Origin of the sequence: Streptomyces sp. CA-210063, from assembly GCF_024612015.1 — a bacterium.
GTDB lineage: Bacteria > Actinomycetota > Actinomycetes > Streptomycetales > Streptomycetaceae > Streptomyces.
The window spans coordinates 6320284-6338139 of sequence record NZ_CP102512.1; the positions used below are offsets into that span (position 1 = coordinate 6320284).

At 69.6% G+C, this 17856-nt stretch carries 14 protein-coding genes and 1 tRNA gene; 5 read left to right on the forward strand and 10 right to left on the reverse strand.

What is annotated here, in order from left to right; all coding sequences use genetic code 11:
• The first annotated feature begins 34 nt into the window (after positions 1-34).
• Positions 35-919, forward strand: coding sequence for a PaaX family transcriptional regulator (locus tag JIX56_RS27750; RefSeq protein ID WP_257544545.1), 885 nt, complete (start codon positions 35-37; stop codon positions 917-919).
• A gap of 448 nt (positions 920-1367) precedes the next feature.
• Positions 1368-3437: a glycosyltransferase family 4 protein gene (locus JIX56_RS27755; protein ID WP_257544546.1), complete on the forward strand. Its 2070-nt coding sequence runs from the start codon at positions 1368-1370 to the stop codon at positions 3435-3437.
• A gap of 208 nt (positions 3438-3645) precedes the next feature.
• Here the strand turns inward: JIX56_RS27755 and JIX56_RS27760 are convergent, their stop codons facing one another.
• Entirely contained in the window at positions 3646-4323 is a 678-nt protein-coding gene (locus JIX56_RS27760) for a TetR/AcrR family transcriptional regulator (protein WP_257544547.1), read from the reverse strand.
• Complete coding sequence (locus JIX56_RS27765; RefSeq protein WP_257544548.1) at positions 4320-5351, reverse strand: acyl-CoA desaturase; 1032 nt, start codon at positions 5349-5351, stop codon at positions 4320-4322. Before JIX56_RS27765 ends, JIX56_RS27760 begins: the two co-directional genes overlap by 4 nt.
• A 382-nt stretch (positions 5352-5733) precedes the next feature.
• Between JIX56_RS27765 and ppc the strand changes: the two genes are divergently transcribed.
• Entirely contained in the window at positions 5734-8466 is a 2733-nt protein-coding gene (ppc, locus tag JIX56_RS27770) for a phosphoenolpyruvate carboxylase (RefSeq protein ID WP_257544549.1), read from the forward strand.
• A 174-nt stretch (positions 8467-8640) separates the two neighbouring features.
• Here ppc and JIX56_RS27775 read toward each other — a convergent pair whose 3' ends face one another.
• From JIX56_RS27775 to JIX56_RS27800, 6 genes are all read right to left on the reverse strand, one after another.
• The gene (locus tag JIX56_RS27775) at positions 8641-9162 is read right to left on the reverse strand and encodes a hypothetical protein (RefSeq protein WP_443031892.1); all 522 of its coding nucleotides are present in this window, start codon (positions 9160-9162) and stop codon (positions 8641-8643) included.
• A gap of 125 nt (positions 9163-9287) precedes the next feature.
• Entirely contained in the window at positions 9288-9890 is a 603-nt protein-coding gene (pth, locus tag JIX56_RS27780; protein ID WP_257544551.1) for an aminoacyl-tRNA hydrolase, read from the reverse strand.
• Between the two features lie 73 nt (positions 9891-9963).
• The gene (locus JIX56_RS27785) at positions 9964-10557 is read right to left on the reverse strand and encodes a 50S ribosomal protein L25/general stress protein Ctc (protein WP_257544552.1); all 594 of its coding nucleotides are present in this window, start codon (positions 10555-10557) and stop codon (positions 9964-9966) included.
• Between the two features lie 213 nt (positions 10558-10770).
• A complete protein-coding gene (locus tag JIX56_RS27790) occupies positions 10771-11745 on the reverse strand; it encodes a ribose-phosphate diphosphokinase (RefSeq protein ID WP_257544553.1) in 975 nt (324 codons plus the stop codon).
• A 105-nt stretch (positions 11746-11850) separates the two neighbouring features.
• On the reverse strand, positions 11851-13299 hold the full coding sequence (gene glmU / locus JIX56_RS27795; protein WP_257544554.1) for a bifunctional UDP-N-acetylglucosamine diphosphorylase/glucosamine-1-phosphate N-acetyltransferase GlmU: 1449 nt from the start codon (positions 13297-13299) through the stop codon (positions 11851-11853).
• A 125-nt stretch (positions 13300-13424) separates the two neighbouring features.
• Positions 13425-13496 (reverse strand) — tRNA-Gln (locus JIX56_RS27800).
• Positions 13497-13713: 217 nt separating this feature from the next.
• Between JIX56_RS27800 and JIX56_RS27805 the strand changes: the two genes are divergently transcribed.
• Complete coding sequence (locus JIX56_RS27805; protein ID WP_257544555.1) at positions 13714-15060, forward strand: sensor histidine kinase; 1347 nt, start codon at positions 13714-13716, stop codon at positions 15058-15060.
• Between the two features lie 263 nt (positions 15061-15323).
• Here JIX56_RS27805 and JIX56_RS27810 read toward each other — a convergent pair whose 3' ends face one another.
• Together JIX56_RS27810 and JIX56_RS27815 are read right to left on the reverse strand one after the other, a co-directional pair.
• Positions 15324-15815: an SUKH-3 domain-containing protein gene (locus JIX56_RS27810; RefSeq protein WP_257544556.1), complete on the reverse strand. Its 492-nt coding sequence runs from the start codon at positions 15813-15815 to the stop codon at positions 15324-15326.
• 142 nt (positions 15816-15957) lie between these two features.
• Positions 15958-16458, reverse strand: a complete 501-nt coding sequence (locus JIX56_RS27815; protein ID WP_257544557.1) for a YwqJ-related putative deaminase — start codon at positions 16456-16458, stop codon at positions 15958-15960.
• A 385-nt stretch (positions 16459-16843) separates the two neighbouring features.
• Here JIX56_RS27815 and JIX56_RS27820 point away from each other — a divergent pair, with 385 nt between their 5' ends.
• Positions 16844-17854 (forward strand): SMI1/KNR4 family protein, encoded by a 1011-nt coding sequence (locus JIX56_RS27820; protein ID WP_257544558.1) that lies wholly within the window; start codon positions 16844-16846, stop codon positions 17852-17854.
• Positions 17855-17856 lie beyond the last annotated feature (2 nt).

Sequence of the window (17856 nt, forward strand, 5' to 3'; positions counted from 1 at the left end):
ACCACGTGTGGGCGGTCGCCGTACTCTTACCGCTGTGGAGGACGAGATCCTGGACCCCTTGGAAACGCTGGACGCCGAGGTCGTGGACGCGCCGCAGCCGCGGCCGCAGTCGCTTGTGCTCTCCTTCTTCGGGAACCACGTGCTGGACCGGGGGGAGGGCGACCTCGGGGTGTACTCGGGGAGCATCATCGATGTGCTCGGACGGGTCGGCACGGGTGAGCAGGCCGTGCGGTCGACGCTGACGCGGATGGTGAACCGGGGGCTGCTGCGGCGGCAGCGGGAGGGCCGGAAGATGTTCTTCGGGCTCACCCCGCACGCGGCGGACGTCCTGCGGGACGGCGGTCAGCGCATCTGGCGCGACGGCGCGGTCAACGAGGACTGGGACGGCACCTGGACCCTCCTCGGCTTCTCCCTCCCCGAGTCCTGGCAGCGCCAGCGGCATGATCTGCGCTCCCGGCTCACCTGGTCCGGGTTCGGCGCCCTGTACAGCGGGCTGTGGATCGCGCCGGGACGGGTGGACGTACGGGAGATCGTCTCCGGGCTCGGGCTGGACGCGCATGTGAAGGTGTTCCACGCGCGGGCCGACGAGTTCACCGACGTCGGGCTGATGATCCGCGAGAGCTGGGACCTGGAGACCCTGGCCGCGCGATACGTCGCCTTCGACAAGCGGTGGACCACCGCCGACCTCGCCGCCGCCGACCCGATCGCCACCCGGCTGCGGCTGGTCGCCGAATGGCTGCGCATCATTCGCACCGACCCCCGGCTGCCCGGCCGGCATCTGCCGGCGGAATGGCCCGCGCGGCAGGCCCAGGACACCTTCCGGCGCATCGCGGAACAGACGGCGGGCCCGGCCGGGCGAATGGCGGCGGAGGTTCTGGAAACGACCCCGCTGCGGCCCGCTCCGCTCGAAAGTCCGTAACTCGAAGTGGAGCGGGATATTCCGAGTCCGGTATCTCCGGCTCAGGTCTGGCTGATAATGTTCTTTGGCTTCGGTTTGTGATGACTATATCCTCACTTCACTTTCTGTTGTCTTGGATGTTCATGCAGGGGTAGCGGGGGAGGCTGCCTTGACCAGGGGGGATTCGGGCCAGTGAGCTTCTGCTGAGTTGCTCGGCGCGTTCCTGCGTCGTTTCGTGACGCACGTCACTATTCTTTCCGTCGCCGACCGGGATTTCTTTTCCGATGCGTTCCCGTGCGCATTCGAACATGTCTCTCCCGGTCGGTCGATTCGTGCTGCGTCCATTAATTCCTATTCACCGACGATGTAAATCGCCGTGCCCGCGCACAGCCCCGGCGTCCCGACCGGACCGCCAGGAGCCGCGGACGCGATGCCGCCCGCGCCGGGCGGGCTCCAGGGGGAAACACACGTGAAGATCGTCTTTCTGATCAACAACGCCTTCGGGATCGGCGGCACCATCCGCTCGACGGCCAACCTGTCCGCCGCGTTCGCCGACCGGCACGACGTCGAGGTCGTCAGCGTCCACATCTCCCGCGACGAACCGGCCCTGCCGTTCGACCCGCGCGTACGCCTGACCTCGCTGATCGACCTGCGGGAGGAAAGCCCCGGCCACGAGGGCGACCACCCACTCACCAAGCTGCCCGGCACGATGTTCCCGTACAGCGGGGCCACCGGAAACCTGCCCTACACCGCCCTTCAGGACGAACGCATCGGCGGCTTCCTCGCCCGCACCGAGGCCGACGTCGTCATCGCCACCCGCCCGGACCTCAACGGCTATCTCGCCCGCGACGGACGCCGCCGCTATCTGCGCGTCGGCCAGGAACACCTGAGCCTCGACCAGTACCGGGAACCGCTGCGCACCCACCAGAACGAGGCCATCGCCGGACTCGACGCCTACGTCACCGTCTCCGAGGCCGACGCCGCCCAGTACCGCGCCGCCCTGCCCGACGTCACCACGACCATCGTCTGCGTCCCCAACGGGGTCCAGGCCCCCGCCGTCGTACGGTCGTCCCTGGACTCCCAGGTCATCGTCGCCGCCGGCCGCCTCATCCCCATCAAGCGGTACGACCGACTCGTGAACGCCTTCGCCAAGGTCGCCGCCGAACATCCCGGCTGGACCCTGCGGATCTACGGACGCGGCCCGCAGAAGGAGAACCTGCGGGAGCAGATCGACCGGCTCGGACTGCACGACCGGGTGTTCCTCATGGGAGCGGTCTCCCCCATCGAGACCGAGTGGGCCAAGGGCGCCGTCGCCGCCGTCTCCTCCGACATGGAGTCCTTCGGCATGACCATCGTCGAGGCCATGCACTGCGGGGTCCCGGTCGTCGCCACGGACTGCCCGCACGGGCCCGGCGAGATCATCACCCACGGCGAGGACGGCCTGCTCGTCCCCCTCGACGGCGACGTCGACGCCTACGCCGACGCGCTGAAGCGGCTCGTCACCGACGAGACCCTGCGCGAACGGCTCGGCAAGGGAGCCCTCGACAGGGCCGAGGCGTACGCGCCCGCCACCATCGCCCGCCGCTACGAGGCCCTCTTCGAGGAGCTGTCCCAGTCCCGGCGCCGCAGATGGGACGGCGCGGCCCGGCTGAGACAACTCGCCGCCCGCACCCTCCGCCCGCGCTCCCAGAAGGCCGTCGCCGCACCTCAAGGGAGCGCTCCCACACCCACCCTGCACGCCCGCGCGACCACCGACGGCGGCATGACCGTCCTCCTCGACCCCGCCGAGCTGCCCGCCGGGCCCCTCGACCTCATCGCCCGACTCCGCCGCGACCCCGCCAAACGGCAGATCCGCGTGCCGGTACTGCCGAGCGCCGACGCCCCGAACACCGTGGCTCAGGCGACCCTGCGCCGGGCCGAGCACACCCTCGCCGAAGGCCGCTGGGACTGCTACGTCGCGCCGCGCGGCACGAACAAGCGAGTACGGCCGGCCGTGCGGCTCGTGGAGCAGGCCGCGCTGGTCGGGCGGGCACCGAGCGTCGATCAGCGGGGGGTCGGGGCGTGGATTCCGTACGCGACCGCCGACGGGTTCCTCGCCCTGCGGACGTGGCTACGGCCGGCGCATGCCGAGATCGACACGGTCGAGGTGGGGGAGGCGTCGGTGACCGTCAGCGCGACGGTGTACGGCGCCGCCGGTCCGGTGGGGGAGGGGGCCACGGTCCGGGTCGTCTCCCGGGCCGATACCGCGTACGACTTCTCCGTGGCCGCGTGGGCTGTGGGGGACCGGGGGGTCCGGTTCACCGTTCCGTACGGCGAGATCATGGCTCGGCGGAGTGTCGAGCACGATCTGTGGGATCTGCGGCTGGGAGACGTTCCGGTGGGGCGGATCGGTGGGGATGTCGTGGAGCGGCGGAAGACGGATCTGGTGCCGGCGCGGGTGTTCGAGCACCTTGAGCGGGGGCGGACCCGGGTGAGGCCGTACTTCACCGTGAACAACGAGCTGGCGCTCAGCGCGAAGGATGTGGAAGAGGCCGGCTGAAGGGCCCGGTTCGCCGTAGGGGTTCGGGTGCGTACGGGGCTGCGGGTGCGTCGTGGTTGCTCGCGCAGTTCCCCGCGCCCCTTGACGGCATGGGTGGGGCGCCCGGGGTTCTTGGGGGCGCGGGGCTGTGTTGGATCTGCGGCTACCGCCGCGTGGGCGCGATCAGCCCCCACTCACCCGCACCCGACCGACAACCGCGCCCCCCCCACTAACTCTTCCGGTGTCCAATCAGCCGCGGCTTCTGGTTGAGCCCGTCAAGGCCGTGCCACGCCAGATTGACCAGGTGCGCCGCGACCTCCGCCTTCTTCGGGCGGCGGACGTCCAGCCACCACTGGCCCGTCAGGGCGACCATGCCGACGAGGGCCTGGGCGTACAGCGGGGCGAGCTTCGGGTCGAAACCGCGGCTCTTGAACTCTCGGCCGAGGATGTCCTCGACCTGCGTGGCGATGTCGGAGATCAGGGACGCGAAGGACCCCGTCGACTGCGGGATGGGCGAGTCGCGGACCAGGATGCGGAAGCCGTCCGTGTACTCCTCGATGAAGTCGAGGAGTGCGAAGGCGGCCTGTTCGAGCAGCTCGCGGGGGTGCCCTGCCGTCAGGGAGCTGGTCACCATGTCCAGCAGACGGCTCATCTCACGGTCCACCACCACCGCGTACAGGCCCTCCTTGCCGCCGAAGTGCTCGTACACCACCGGCTTGGAGACCCCGGCCTTCGCCGCGATCTCCTCCACCGACGTGGCCTCGAAGCCCTTGGCGGCGAAGAGGGCGCGGCCGACCTCCAGCAGCTGCGCTCGGCGCTCGGCGCCCGTCATCCGGGTGCGGCGCGTACGCCGCGGCTTGTCGTTGCTCGGGGTGCTGCTGGAGTCGGTCGCCACGGCGTCAATCATGCCGCCTCGACGGGCGCCTTCCGCTGCCGGGAGCCGTCCTCACCCGTGATGCGCCTGGAATCGATACGCGAGCGTGACGGCCAGCGGACGTCGTACGCCCAGCCGAACACTTCGAACCAGCGGATGAGCCGCGCGGAGGAATCCAGCTGGCCGCGCTCCACACCGTGCCGGGCGGAGGTGGGGTCGGCGTGGTGGAGGTTGTGCCACGACTCGCCGCAGGACAGGACCGCCAGCCACCACACGTTGCCCGAGCGGTCGCGGGACTTGAAGGGGCGCCTGCCGACCGCGTGGCAGATCGAGTTGATCGACCAGGTCACGTGGTGCAGCAGCGCCACCCGGACGAGCGAGCCCCAGAAGAACGCCGTGAACGCGCCCCACCAGGACATCGTCACCAGACCGCCGATCAGGGGAGGAAGGGCGAGGGAGAGCATCGTCCAGTAGATGAACTGACGGGAGATCGTCCGCAGCGCCGGGTCCTTGATCAGGTCCGGGGCGTACTTGTCCTGCGGGGTCTGCTCCTCGTCGAACATCCAGCCGATGTGGGCCCACCACAGGCCCTTCATCAGCGCGGGGACCGTCTCACCGAAACGCCACGGCGAGTGCGGGTCGCCCTCGGCGTCGGAGAACTTGTGGTGTTTACGGTGGTCGGCCACCCAGCGGACCAACGGGCCCTCGACGGCCATCGAGCCGGCGATCGCCAGCGCGATCTTCAGCGGACGCTTGGCCTTGAACGAACCATGCGTGAAATGCCGGTGGAAGCCGATCGTGATGCCGTGGCAGCCCAGGTAGTAGAAGAACACCAGCAGGCTGATGTCCAGCCAGCTCACGCCCCATCCCCAGGCCAGCGGCACCGCCGCGAGCAGCGCGAGGAACGGGACGGTGATGAAGAGGAGCAGCGTGAGCTGTTCGATCGATCGCTTCTGCTCGCCGCCCAGCGTCGCGGACGGAGTGGGGGAGTCGGTCGCGCCGGAGGCTGGGGAATCGGTCGCGTTCGAGGCTTCTTCGATCACATCGGACCTTGTGCTCATGGGGCGTCCCCTTGTGGGGTCGAGGGTGGAGAAGGGGGGAGGTGCCTGTGGCAACAGCGTGAGGGAGCTACCTGTCAGCTTTCCCTACGGTTCCGTAACCTACGGCATCGTAAGTATGGCAGCGCGGTGCCGGGCGGCAAGAGACCACCGACCTGCGGGTCCAGGTGGAGCAGTCCACATCGGCGGGTATGTGGCACTCAGTGCCGCAGACATGGCACCTGTCGCCAGACGCGTCCAAGTGGCCACCTATCCTGGAGTCGGTCGGACAGCGCGGTCCGCTCTGAATCCTGCCCGGATGCCAAGCCCGTACAGGCGCCCAGCCGCCGGGTGCCTGTCCGGGTTCCCCTCCAGAGAAGCTTCAACACTGCAAGGAGCCGCACCTGTGAGCAGTGCCGACGACCAGACCACGACGGTCAGCAGCGAGCTGCGCGCCGACATCCGGCGCCTGGGCGATCTACTGGGCGAGACCCTTGTACGACAGGAGGGCCCCGAACTCCTGGAGCTGGTCGAGCGCGTCCGCCGCCTGACCCGCGAGGACGGCGAAGCCGCCGCCGACCTGCTGCGCGGCACCGAACTGGAGACCGCCGCCAAGCTGGTCCGCGCCTTCTCCACCTACTTCCACCTGGCCAACGTCACCGAACAGGTGCACCGCGGCCGCGAGCTGAGGGCACGGCGTGCCGCCGAGGGCGGTCTTCTCGCCCGTACCGCCGATCGCCTGAAGGACGCCGACCCCGAGCACCTGCGCGAGACGGTCGCGAACCTCAACGTCCGCCCCGTCTTCACCGCCCACCCCACCGAGGCCGCACGCCGGTCGGTACTCAACAAGCTCCGGCGCATCGCCGCGCTTCTGGAAACCCCCGTCATCGAGTCCGACCGCCGCCGCTGCGACACCCGGCTGGCCGAGAACATCGACCTCGTCTGGCAGACGGACGAGCTCCGCGTCGTGCGCCCGGAGCCCGCCGACGAGGCCCGCAACGCCATCTACTACCTGGACGAGCTGCACGCGGGCGCCGTCGGCGACGTCCTGGAGGACCTGACGGCCGAGCTGGAGCGCGTGGGCGTGGTGCTCCCCGACGCCACCCGCCCCCTCACCTTCGGCACCTGGATCGGCGGCGACCGCGACGGCAACCCCAACGTCACCCCCCAGGTGACCTGGGACGTCCTCATCCTCCAGCACGAGCACGGCATCAACGACGCCCTCGACCTCATCGACGAGCTGCGCGGCTTCCTCTCCAACTCCATCCGCTACACGGGTGCGACGGAGGAGCTGCTGACCTCGCTCCAGGCCGACCTGGAGGCGTTGCCCGAGATCAGCCCCCGCTACAAGCGTCTCAACGCCGAGGAGCCCTACCGCCTCAAGGCCACCTGCATCCGGCAGAAGCTGGAGAACACCAAGGAGCGCCTGGCCAAGGGCATCCCGCACGAGCCCGGCCGGGACTACCTGGGCACGTCCGAGCTGATCGGCGACCTGACGCTGATCCAGACCTCCCTGCGCGAGCACCGCGGCGGCCTCTTCGCCGACGGCCGCATGAACCGCACGATCCGGACGCTCTCCGCCTTCGGCCTCCAGCTCGCCACGATGGACGTCCGCGAACACGCCGACGCCCACCACCACGCCCTCGGCCAGCTCTTCGACCGTCTCGGCGAGGAGTCCTGGCGGTACGAGGACATGCCCCGCGAGTACCGCCACAAGCTCCTCGCCCGCGAACTCAGGTCGAGAAGGCCGCTGGCTCCCACGCCCGCGCCGCTGGACGCCGCCGGCGCCAAGACCCTCGGCGTGTTCGAGACCGTGAAGAAGGCGCTCGCCGTCTTCGGCCCCGAGGTCATCGAGTCGTACATCATCTCGATGTGCCAGGGCGCCGACGACGTCTTCGCCGCCACGGTTCTGGCCCGCGAGGCAGGCCTCATCGACCTGCACGCCGGCTGGGCCAAGATCGGCATCGTCCCGCTGCTGGAGACGACCGACGAACTCAAGGCCGCCGACACGATCCTCGAAGAGATGCTCGCCGACCCCTCCTACCGGCGGCTCGTCGCCCTGCGCGGTGACGTCCAGGAGGTCATGCTCGGCTACTCCGACTCCTCGAAGTTCGGCGGCATCACGACCTCGCAGTGGGAGATCCACCGCGCCCAGCGCCGCCTGCGCGACGTCGCCCACCGGTACGGCGTACGGCTGCGGCTCTTCCACGGCCGCGGCGGCACCGTCGGCCGTGGCGGCGGCCCCTCGCACGACGCGATCCTCGCGCAGCCCTGGGGCACCCTGGAGGGCGAGATCAAGGTGACCGAGCAGGGCGAGGTCATCTCCGACAAGTACCTCGTCCCGTCCCTGGCCAGGGAGAACCTGGAACTGACGGTCGCCGCCACCCTCCAGGCCTCCGCCCTGCACACCGCCCCGCGCCAGTCCGAGGACGCCCTCGCCCGCTGGGACGCGGCCATGGACCTGGTCAGCGACGCGGCGGAGTCCGCCTATCGCCGACTCGTCGAGGACCCCGACCTCCCGTCGTACTTCTTCGCCTCCACGCCCGTCGACCAGCTCGCCGACCTGCACCTTGGGTCGAGGCCTTCGCGGAGGCCCGACAGCGGCGCCGGGCTCGACGGCCTGCGCGCCATCCCCTGGGTCTTCGGCTGGACCCAGTCACGGCAGATCGTGCCCGGCTGGTTCGGCGTCGGCTCCGGCCTGAAGGCCCTGCGCGACGCGGGCCTCGACACCGTGCTCGACGAGATGCACGAACAGTGGCACTTCTTCCGCAACTTCCTCTCCAACGTCGAGATGACCCTCGCCAAGACGGACCTGCGGATCGCCCAGCACTACGTCGACACCCTCGTCCCCGACGACCTCAAGCACGTCTTCGCCACCATCCAGGCCGAACACGAGCTGACCGTCCGCGAGGTCCTGCGGATCACCGGCGAGGACAAGCTGCTGGACGCCAACCCCGTCCTCCAGCAGACCTTCTCCATCCGCGACGCCTACCTCGACCCGATCTCCTACCTCCAGGTCGCCCTGCTCAAGCGCCAGCGCGACACCGCTGCGGCGGGGGAGGCGGCTGATCCCTTGCTCGCGCGGGCGTTGCTGCTCACGGTCAACGGGGTCGCGGCGGGGCTGCGCAACACGGGCTGACTTCGGAGGGTTCGTTCGCGGCTGACGGCCGGTGGGGCTTCTCGCGCAGTTCCCCGCGCCCCTGAAAGACCAGGCCCTGCGCCCCTGAAAAGCAGCGGGCGCAGCCCCCTGCTTTTCAGGGGCGCGGGGAACTGCGCGACCAGCCCCCACCGGGTCGTCAGCCGCGAACCCGCCTCAGAGCGCCACCCAGGCCGCCGTGATCAGCGCGACGCCCAGCCCGCCCAGCGCCCACGCCGACCGCACCATCCGCAGCCCACCCGCCACGACCACCGCCGCCAGCAACAGCGCTCCACCCAACGGCACCCAGGCGTGCAACAGGCCCGCCGGACCCGTCCGTACGACATCGCTGCTGCCCGGCTTCACGACGACGGTGTACGTCTCACCCGTCTCCACCGCCACCGTCCGCTCGATGTCGACCCGCTTCCGGGCCAGCGAGCCGGTCGACACCGGCTCGTACGGTCCCCAGCAGATCTCGCCGCCGCAGCGGGACACCGTCATCGTCCCCTGCTCGCGCCCCTTGCTCAGCATCACGTGCTGGGCGCAGCCCCAGGAACCCCACACCCCGGCGATCAGGATCACCACTGTCACGACACCCATCGCCCCCAGCCGCGCGTACCGCAGCGCGACCGACGCGCCACCGCCGCCCGGGCGCGGACGGCGCCGCGAGCGGGGAGCGGGGGCTTTGGTGTCGGGCATGGCGGGGATCATTGGCCATGACAGTGCGGTCGGTCAACTCCCGCAGGCCAGCACGGCGGACGGCCGAATCCTGACTTGTCCGGATCGATTCAGGAGTCGTACGGCTCGGTGACCTACGGCCTGCTTCAGGAGTTGTACGTCCCCTGCGCCCGCTCCAACCCGTCGATCACCAGACACTCCACCGCGTCCGCCGCCCGGTCCACGAAGTAGTCCAACTCCTTGCGTTCGGCGGAGGAGAAGTCCTTCAGCACGAAGTCCGCGACCTGCATACGGCCCGGCGGACGACCGATCCCGAACCGCACCCGGTGGTAGTCCGGCCCCATCGCCTTCGTCATCGACTTCAACCCGTTGTGACCGTTGTCACCACCGCCCAGCTTCAGCCGCAGCGTCCCGAAGTCGATGTCCAGCTCGTCATGGATCGCGACGATGTTCGCCACCGGCACCTTGTAGAAGTCCCGCAACGCGGTCACCGGACCACCCGACAGGTTCATGTACGACATCGGCTTCGCGAGAATCACCCGACGGTTCCCCGGCCCCGGCGGACCGATCCGCCCCTCCACGACCTGCGCCTGCGCCTTCCCCGCCCGCTTGAACCTCCCCCCGATCCGCTCCGCCAGCAGATCGGCCACCATGAACCCCACGTTGTGCCGGTTCGCCGCGTACTCGGGCCCGGGATTCCCCAGGCCGGCGATCAGCCAGGGCACACTCGGATCGGTCGTCACGTGCATGTCTCCTTGATACGCGCCAGCCGCTGCTCCCTGAAGGGAACAGCGGCTGACGAACCGATGACAGAGCTGAGGATCAGGCCTCGGCGGACGCTTCGCCCTCGGCGGACTCCTCCGACGGCTCCTCCGCCTGGGCGGCCAGCACCTGGAGGACGACGGTCTCCCCGTCGACGCCCAGCTTGGTGCCCGACGGCAGCGGGATGTCCTTGGCGAGGACGGAGTCACCGGCCGTCAGACCCTCGACGGAGACCGTGACCGACTCGGGGATGTGGGTGGCCTCGGCCTCGACCGGCAGCGCGTTGAGGACGTGCTCCAGCAGGTTGCCACCCGGGGCCAGCTCACCCTCGGTGTGCACGAAGATCTCGACGTTGACCTTCTCGCCCCGCTGCACCAGCTGCAGGTCGACGTGCTCCAGGAAACCCTTGATCGGGTCACGCTGCACGGACTTCGGGATCGCCAGCTCGTTGGTCTTGCCGTCGATGTCCAGCGAGATCAGGACGTTCGGCGTACGCAGCGCCAGCAGCAGCTCGTGACCCGGCAGGGTCAGGTGCAGCGGGTCGGAACCGTGACCGTACAGAACACCGGGAACCTTGGCGTCACGACGGATACGACGGGCGGCACCCTTGCCGAACTCGGTACGCGTCGACGCGACGAGCTTTACCTCAGACATGATCACTCCTCGTAGAACAGGAAGGGACGTGGTCACCCGGCCACGAACGGCCTGCTACGAAGAGCGCGTCGATAACGGATCGCCGTACGGTCCGTGAAACGGAGTACGGCCTCCCTCGCCGAGCAACTGGAGCAGTCTACTCGGAGGGGGAGGCCGTACCCAAAACGATCTCTACCGCGGGATGCCTACCGCACGATGCCTATCGCACGATCTCTACTGCTCGTCGAACAGGCTCGTCACCGAACCGTCCTCGAACACCTCACGCACCGCGCTCGCGATCGTCGGCGCGATCGACAGCACCGTGATCTTGTCCAGCTCCAGCTCACCCGGCGTCGGCAGCGAGTCCGTGAACACGAACTCACTCACCTTCGAGTTCTTCAGCCGGTCCGCCGCCGGACCCGACAGCACACCGTGCGTCGCCGTCACGATGACATCCTCCGCACCATGCGCGAACAGCGCGTCCGCCGCGGCACAGATGGTCCCACCGGTGTCGATCATGTCGTCCACCAGGACACACACCCGACCCTTGACCTCACCCACGACCTCATGGACGGTCACCTGGTTCGCCACGTCCTTGTCACGCCGCTTGTGCACGATCGCCAGCGGCGCACCCAACCGGTCGCACCAACGGTCCGCCACCCGCACACGACCCGCGTCCGGAGACACCACCGTGAGCTTGGCCCGGTCCACTTTCCGGCCCACGTAGTCCGCGAGCAGCGGCAGCGCGAACAGATGATCCACCGGACCATCGAAGAAACCCTGGATCTGGTCCGTGTGCAGATCCACGGTCAGAATGCGGTCGGCACCCGCCGTCTTCATCAGATCCGCGACCAGACGCGCCGAAATCGGTTCACGACCACGGTGCTTCTTGTCCTGCCGCGCGTAACCGTAGAACGGCACGATGACCGTGATCGAGCGGGCCGACGCCCGCTTCAACGCGTCGATCATGATCAACTGCTCCATGATCCACTGATTGATCGGAGCCGTGTGGCTCTGGATCACAAAGCAGTCCGCGCCACGCGCCGACTCCTCGTAACGGACGTAGATCTCACCGTTGGCGAAGTCGAAGGCCTTCGTCGGGACGACCCCGACACCCAGCTGCTGGGCCACCTTCTCGGCAAGCTCGGGGTGGGCGCGGCCGGAGAAGAACATCAACTTCTTCTCGCCGGTCGTCTTGATCCCGGTCACAGCACTGTCTCCTCAGGTGTCTCAGCTGGGCACGCGACAGCCGCTCAGCTGCGGTGCGGATCTGCACTTATCACGGTACGCCGTCCCAGACGCACCCGTTTCCGGTCAGCTCTCGCTTTCCCCCTCCCGGGAAGCCACCTCGGCCGCCTTCGCCGCCGCGCTCCCCGGGCGCTTACGAGCCACCCAACCCTCGATATTCCGCTGCTGGCCACGGGCCACGGCCAGCGAACCGGGCGGCACATCCTTCGTGATCACGGACCCGGCAGCGGTGTACGCGCCGTCCCCGACCGTGACGGGCGCCACAAACATGTTGTCCGAACCCGTCTTGCAGTGTGAACCGACGGTCGTGTGGTGCTTGTGCTCGCCGTCGTAGTTCACGAACACGCTCGCCGCACCGATGTTCGTGTACTCACCGATCGTCGCGTCACCGACGTAGGAGAGATGCGGGACCTTCGTCCCCTCACCGATGTTCGCGTTCTTCGTCTCGACGTACGTTCCGATCTTGGACTTCAGTCCGAGACGGGTACCCGGACGCAGGTACGCGTACGGCCCCACGGTCGCCTGCGGTCCCACCTCGGCACCGTCCGCGACCGTGTTGTCGACCCGCGCGCCCGCCCCGACCTTCGTGTCCTTCAGCCGCGAGTTCGGCCCCACCTCCGCGCCCTCGGCGAGATGCGTGGCGCCGAGGAGCTGGGTGCCCGGGTGGATCACGGAGTCCCGCTCGAACGTGACCGTGACGTCGACCCACGTGGTGGCCGGGTCGATGACCGAGACACCGGCGAGCATGGCGTCGGTGAGCAGCCGGTCGTTGAGGATGCGGCGGGCCTCGGAGAGCTGCACACGGTTGTTGATCCCGGCGATCTCCCGGTGGTCGCCGGCCACGGAGGCCCCGACGCGGTGCCCGGCCTCCCGCAGGATCCCGAGGACGTCGGTCAGATACTCCTCGCCCTGGCTGTTGTCCGTACGGACCTTGCCGAGCGCGTCCGCGAGGAGCTGGCCGTCGAACGCGAACACCCCGGAGTTGATCTCACGGATCGCACGCTGCGACTCGGTGGCGTCCTTGTGCTCCACGATGGCCGTCACGGCACCGGAGGCGCCGTCGCGGACGATACGGCCGTAGCCGGTGGCGTCCGGGACCTCGGCGGTCAGCACGGTGACGGCGTTGCCGTCCAAGGAGTGGGTGGCGGAGAGCCGGCGGAGGGTCTCGCCGGTGAGCAGCGGGGTGTCACCGCAGACGACGACCACGGTCCCGTCGACGACCCCGCCGAGCTCCTCCAGCCCCATCCGCACCGCGTGCCCGGTGCCGTTCTGCTCCGCCTGGAGCGCCGTACGTACGCCGGGGTCGATCTCGGCGAGATGCGCGGTGACCTTCTCCCTGGCGTGCCCGACGACCACGACCAGGTTCTCCGGGTCCAGTTCGCGCGCGGCGGCGAGTACATGGCCGACCAGCGATCTGCCGCAGATGTCGTGCAGAACCTTGGGTGTGGCCGACTTCATACGGGTGCCCTCACCCGCTGCGAGTACGACGACGGCTGCCGGGCGGGTTGCGCTCACGGGGATGCCCTTCGGCTGTGGATGAAGTGGGGTGTGGACATCCGCAGGATACCGGGGCGTTGTGAGGGGGAAATGTGAGTGGGTCCTGACCCGTTTACTTGGGTGAGGACCCGAACATGTGGAAGCTCCCCCGCCAGGACTCGAACCCGGACAGATGGCACCAAAAGCCACAGTGCTGCCAATTACACCACGGGGGATTAATTTCGACCAAACCGGACATTTAGTCAGGCCGTCGAGTGGCGCCTCCTACTATGCCGCACCAGGCGCCTTCCACGCGACGGTATAGGTCGGCGCTGCTGAGTGCGTAGCCGACCAGGCAGCCGCGAAATCTCGAAGTCGGCGTGGCCGTGGGGTGTAGGTCAGTACGGGAAACTCGCCGGAAAAGCGGGGGCGCTCGAACGTAGGCTTGGGTGTATGACCACGACGGGGGAAGATCACCACACCGGGGCCGGGGCGGGGGAGAGAGCCGGGCCGTGGTGGTGGGAGCGGTGGCGTGGGGCGTTGTTCGACGGTGGGCTGGCGTTGGTGTCGGCGGTCGAGTGTGCGGTGGAGGGTGTCGAGTTCGCCCGGGACGCCGCGTTGCCGGAGGCCGTGGGGGTGGTGTTCGGGGCGACAGCCGGGTCCGTGCTGCTGGTGCGGCGGATGTGGCCCGTTGCCGTCGTCTTGGTCTTCATCGCTGTCGCGCCTGCTCAGATGGGGTATCTGATGGGGCTCGTCGGGCTGTACACGCTCGCGGCGTCGGAGGCGCCGCGGCGGATCATCGGGGCGTTGTCGGGGATGGCGTTCGCCGGTGTGTTCATCGTGTGGTTCGTGCAGGCCACGCAGAGCGATCTGCGGGGGGACGGGGCCGTCGGGGGCGGGGAGGCGTTCGCGCCGTTCCTGGCGCTGACGATGGCGATCGGGCTGACCGCGCCGCCGGTGCTGCTGGGGCTGTATGTCGGGGCGCGGCGGCGGTTGATGGAGAGCTTGCGGGAGCGGGCCGACAGCCTGGAACGGGAGCTTCAGCTGCTCGCTGAGCGGGCGGAGGAGCGGGCGGAGTGGGCTCGGGGGGAGGAGCGGACGCGGATCGCCCGGGAGATGCATGACGTGGTCGCGCATCGGGTGTCGTTGATGGTGGTGCATGCGGCGGCGTTGCAGGCGGTGGCTCGGAAGGATCCGGAGAAGGCCGTCAGGAACGCGGCGCTCGTGGGGGACATGGGGCGGCAGGCGTTGACCGAGTTGCGGGAGATGCTCGGGGTGTTGCGGTCGGGGGAGGGGTTCTCGTCGATGGCGCGGGTGGAGCCGGTGTCCGTGCCGGTGCCTCTGGCGGCGGTGGGGGCTGCTGCCGCGGCCGCCGCGTCGCGGGCCGAGGACGAGTTGGGTGAGGGGCCTTGTCTGGCTGAGCTCGAGGTGTTGGTGGGGCAGTCGGCGGCCGCGGGAATGGTGGTCGAGCTGTCGGTGGAGGGGGAGGTGCGGGTGTATGCGGCGGAGGTGGAGCAGACGGCGTACCGGGTGGTGCAGGAGGCGTTGACGAACGTGCACAAGCATGCGGCGGGGGCGAAGACGCATGTGCGGTTGGCGCATCGGGCGGCGGAGATCGCGATGCAGGTGGAGAACGGGCCGCCGCCGGAGCCGGGGGCGGCGGGGGCCGCGCGGTTGCCGAGTGGGGGGAACGGGTTGCTCGGGATGAAGGAGCGGGTGGCTGAGCTGGGGGGCGTTTTTGTGTCCGGGCCCACGGAGGCTGGGGGGTTTCGGGTGTCTGCGGTGATTCCGGCGGCGTAGGGGTTGCCTGGGTGGTGACCCGGCGCCGGGGCCGGACCTCGTTTTTGGGGCACCCGGCGGCTTCGGCTGGGCGGGGGTGGGTTTCGCTTGCCGGCGCGTGCAGGGTGCCGCTGCGCCCACCCGTGCCGCCCCAGCGGCACGATTGCCCGCAGTTGGGGACGGCCATGTGGAAGTGCGGCGGCGCGACTGCCCGCAGTTGGGGACGGCCATGTGGAAGTGCGGCGGCGCGACTGCCCGCAGCTGGGACGGCTTGTCCAGCCCGATCAGCCTGCTGTCAGGCGGGTGGGGTCGAGGCCTGCGAGGAGGGTGGTGAGGGCTGTGTCGATGTTGGGGCCCAGGTACCAGTCGCCGGTGTGGTCGAGGGCGTAGGTGCGGCCTTCGGTGTCGATGGCGATGAGGGCTCGGGTGGCGGTTTCGTGGCCGAGGGGGCAGACCTCGGTGTCGAGGGCGCGGCCGAGGTCGCCGAGGGTGCGGGCCATGTGGAGGCCGTGCAGGGGGTCGAGGTGGAGGTCGGCGGGGGCGAGCTGGCGGCCGGGGCCCTGGGCGGTGAGGTGGAGGCCGCCGAATTCGGCCCAGGCCTCGACCGCCGCCGGGAAGACCGCGTGGCGGTGGCCGGCGGGGGAGGTGTGCTCACGCAGGGTGTCGGCCCAGATCTCCGCCTGCTTTATGTCCCAGCGGCCTGGCTGCCATCCGGCGGCGCGCAGGGCGGCGTCGACGGGTACGGAGAAGCGCGTGGAGGTGCGGTCGGTGTGCATCTGCCCTTTGTTCGTCGGGGGTTCGTCGGTGGTTCGCACTCTGGTCGGGAGTCTCGCTGGGACATTGGCGTACCAGGTGGGCCGGCGTTCCCGGGGCGGTTTCCTGTTTTCAGACGCGATCTTCAGGGGAGTGGGTTCCCGCTCAGTTCTCCTGGGTCGGGTCCACGATGCGGACGCCGAAGTGGGCGCTGAGGGCCGTGCAGGAGCGGCAGGGCGGGGCGAAGCCGCCGTGGAGGGGGTCGCCGTCCTCGCGGATGTGGCGGGTGGTGAGTTTGGCCTGCTTGAGGATCTTGCGGGCCTCGCCGTTGGTCATGGGTCTGCGGGCGGCGCGCTTGCTGCGGCCGGCGTCGGCGCTGGTGATGTGCCGGGAGATGAGGATGGCCTCGGCGCAGCGGCCGGTGAAGCGGTCGCGCCGGTCGGTGGCGAGGGAGTCGAGGAACTCCTGGACCAGGGGGTGCAGGGGCGGGGCCTGGTCGCCGCGGGCGGCGGTGCCGGTGAGGGTCTCGCCGCGTACGGAGAGGGCGGCGGCCACGGTGGGCAGGATGCCGTCGCGGCGGTGGAGGAGGGCGGGAGCGTGTGGCTGTTCCGCGGTGCTCCAGCCGATGCGAGGGTCACCCGAAGGTCCCGCCTGCGTCGCGCTCATGATCGTGATCCCCTCCTATTACATCCCCCGCCAGCGGACACAGAGTGCCAAACGGTGTGGCCGGTGCGGAAGCTGGGGCGGTGCGACACGCCCGGGCTTCGGCGTTGCGTAAGGGTGGTGTGACGGCTGGTCACGGAAGCGGAGGCCCGGTGACCGGTGTCGCCGTACCGCATAGGCTGTCGACAACCGCGATCCGTACGGGTCCCGCGTTCGAGGGCAGTTCGAGAGCAGGCCGAGAGCAGACCGAGGGATCGGTCGAGGGCTGTTCACGGGCTGATCGAGGGTGGGTTCGGGGCGGATCGGGGGAACCGGAACGGGCCGTACGCGGGCCTTTTCGCAGCCAGCCAGAACAGGTCACACAGAACGCCGCAGGGGGGCAACCGCCATGACGACAGGTCGGCTCGGGCAGCAAGCCGCGCCGCCGAACGCGGCCTACGCCGGGCAGGTCGTGCAGTTTCCGGACCCGGTCCGGGCCGCGCGTCATCCGAGGGGTGTCCGTGTTGACGCGCACGGCTATCCGGACTTCTCGCCCTATGCCCGTGCCGCGGCGGAGATCGCCGATCCTCCGGAGGGGTTCGGGGTCGATGAACTGCGGTTGACGGACTATGTGTCCGCGAACGCGGCGTTGGCGGCGACGGGGCACGAGTTGTGGGACACGATCCCGCCGGTGGCGACGCCGCACGGCTGGACGTGGCATCACGCGCCGGGCGGGCGGCGGTTGGAGCTGGTGCCGGTCGAGGTGAAGGCGCTGCTTCGGCATCACGGTGGCATAGCGACGGCGCGCGTGGACCAGCACAAGCGGGGCACGCGGCCGTTGCAGGAGACCCGGCCGGCGCACTTCGGGCTGCCGAAGTCGTCGGCGGTGGCGGTGACGGAGACGCAGGTGCAGGGGGTCGAGGAGGACCTCGGGTACCGGCTGCCGGGCGCGTACCGGTCGTTCCTGAAGGCGGCGGGAGGCTGTGCTCCCGTGGGGGCGGCCCTCGACGCGGAGTTGGGGCTGCTGGTGGACCAGCCGTTCTTCACGGTGCGGGACGAGGCCGCGGTCAACGACCTCGTGTACGTCAACAAGTGTCTGCGGGACCATCTCACCAAGGACTATCTGGCGGTCGGGTTCGCGCAGGGCGGGATTCTCGCGGTGAAGGTGAAGGGCGACCGGATCGGGTCGGTCTGGTTCTGCGCGTACGACGACGCCCGTGATGTCGATCCGTCGTGGCCGCCGGCCGAGCGGGTGGAGCGGTTGCTGCTCCCCGCCGGTGAGGACTTCGACGCGTTCCTGTCCCGGCTGGCGGGCAATCCGCCGGAACTGGAGACGGTGGCGAACCTGATGGTGGACGGTGGCTTCGCACGGGCCGTGCCGGTCGCCGCGGGCGCCTCGGTGTCTTCGGTGGGGGAGTGAGT

Bases quoted from the DNA above. Each gene is read 5' to 3' on its own strand.
- JIX56_RS27775 (WP_443031892.1), bottom strand. From the start codon at position 9,162: ATGCCCGACACCAAAGCCCCCGCTCCCCGCTCGCGGCGCCGTCCGCGC.
- pth (WP_257544551.1), bottom strand. From the start codon at position 9,890: ATGCACGTGACGACCGATCCGAGTGTGCCCTGGCTGATCGCCGGCCTG.
- JIX56_RS27805 (WP_257544555.1), top strand. From the start codon at position 13,714: ATGACCACGACGGGGGAAGATCACCACACCGGGGCCGGGGCGGGGGAG.
- JIX56_RS27810 (WP_257544556.1), bottom strand. From the start codon at position 15,815: ATGCACACCGACCGCACCTCCACGCGCTTCTCCGTACCCGTCGACGCC.
- JIX56_RS27820 (WP_257544558.1), top strand. From the start codon at position 16,844: ATGACGACAGGTCGGCTCGGGCAGCAAGCCGCGCCGCCGAACGCGGCC.
- JIX56_RS27765 (WP_257544548.1), bottom strand. From the start codon at position 5,351: ATGAGCACAAGGTCCGATGTGATCGAAGAAGCCTCGAACGCGACCGAT.
- JIX56_RS27785 (WP_257544552.1), bottom strand. From the start codon at position 10,557: ATGTCTGAGGTAAAGCTCGTCGCGTCGACGCGTACCGAGTTCGGCAAG.
- JIX56_RS27760 (WP_257544547.1), bottom strand. From the start codon at position 4,323: ATGATTGACGCCGTGGCGACCGACTCCAGCAGCACCCCGAGCAACGAC.
- JIX56_RS27815 (WP_257544557.1), bottom strand. From the start codon at position 16,458: ATGAGCGCGACGCAGGCGGGACCTTCGGGTGACCCTCGCATCGGCTGG.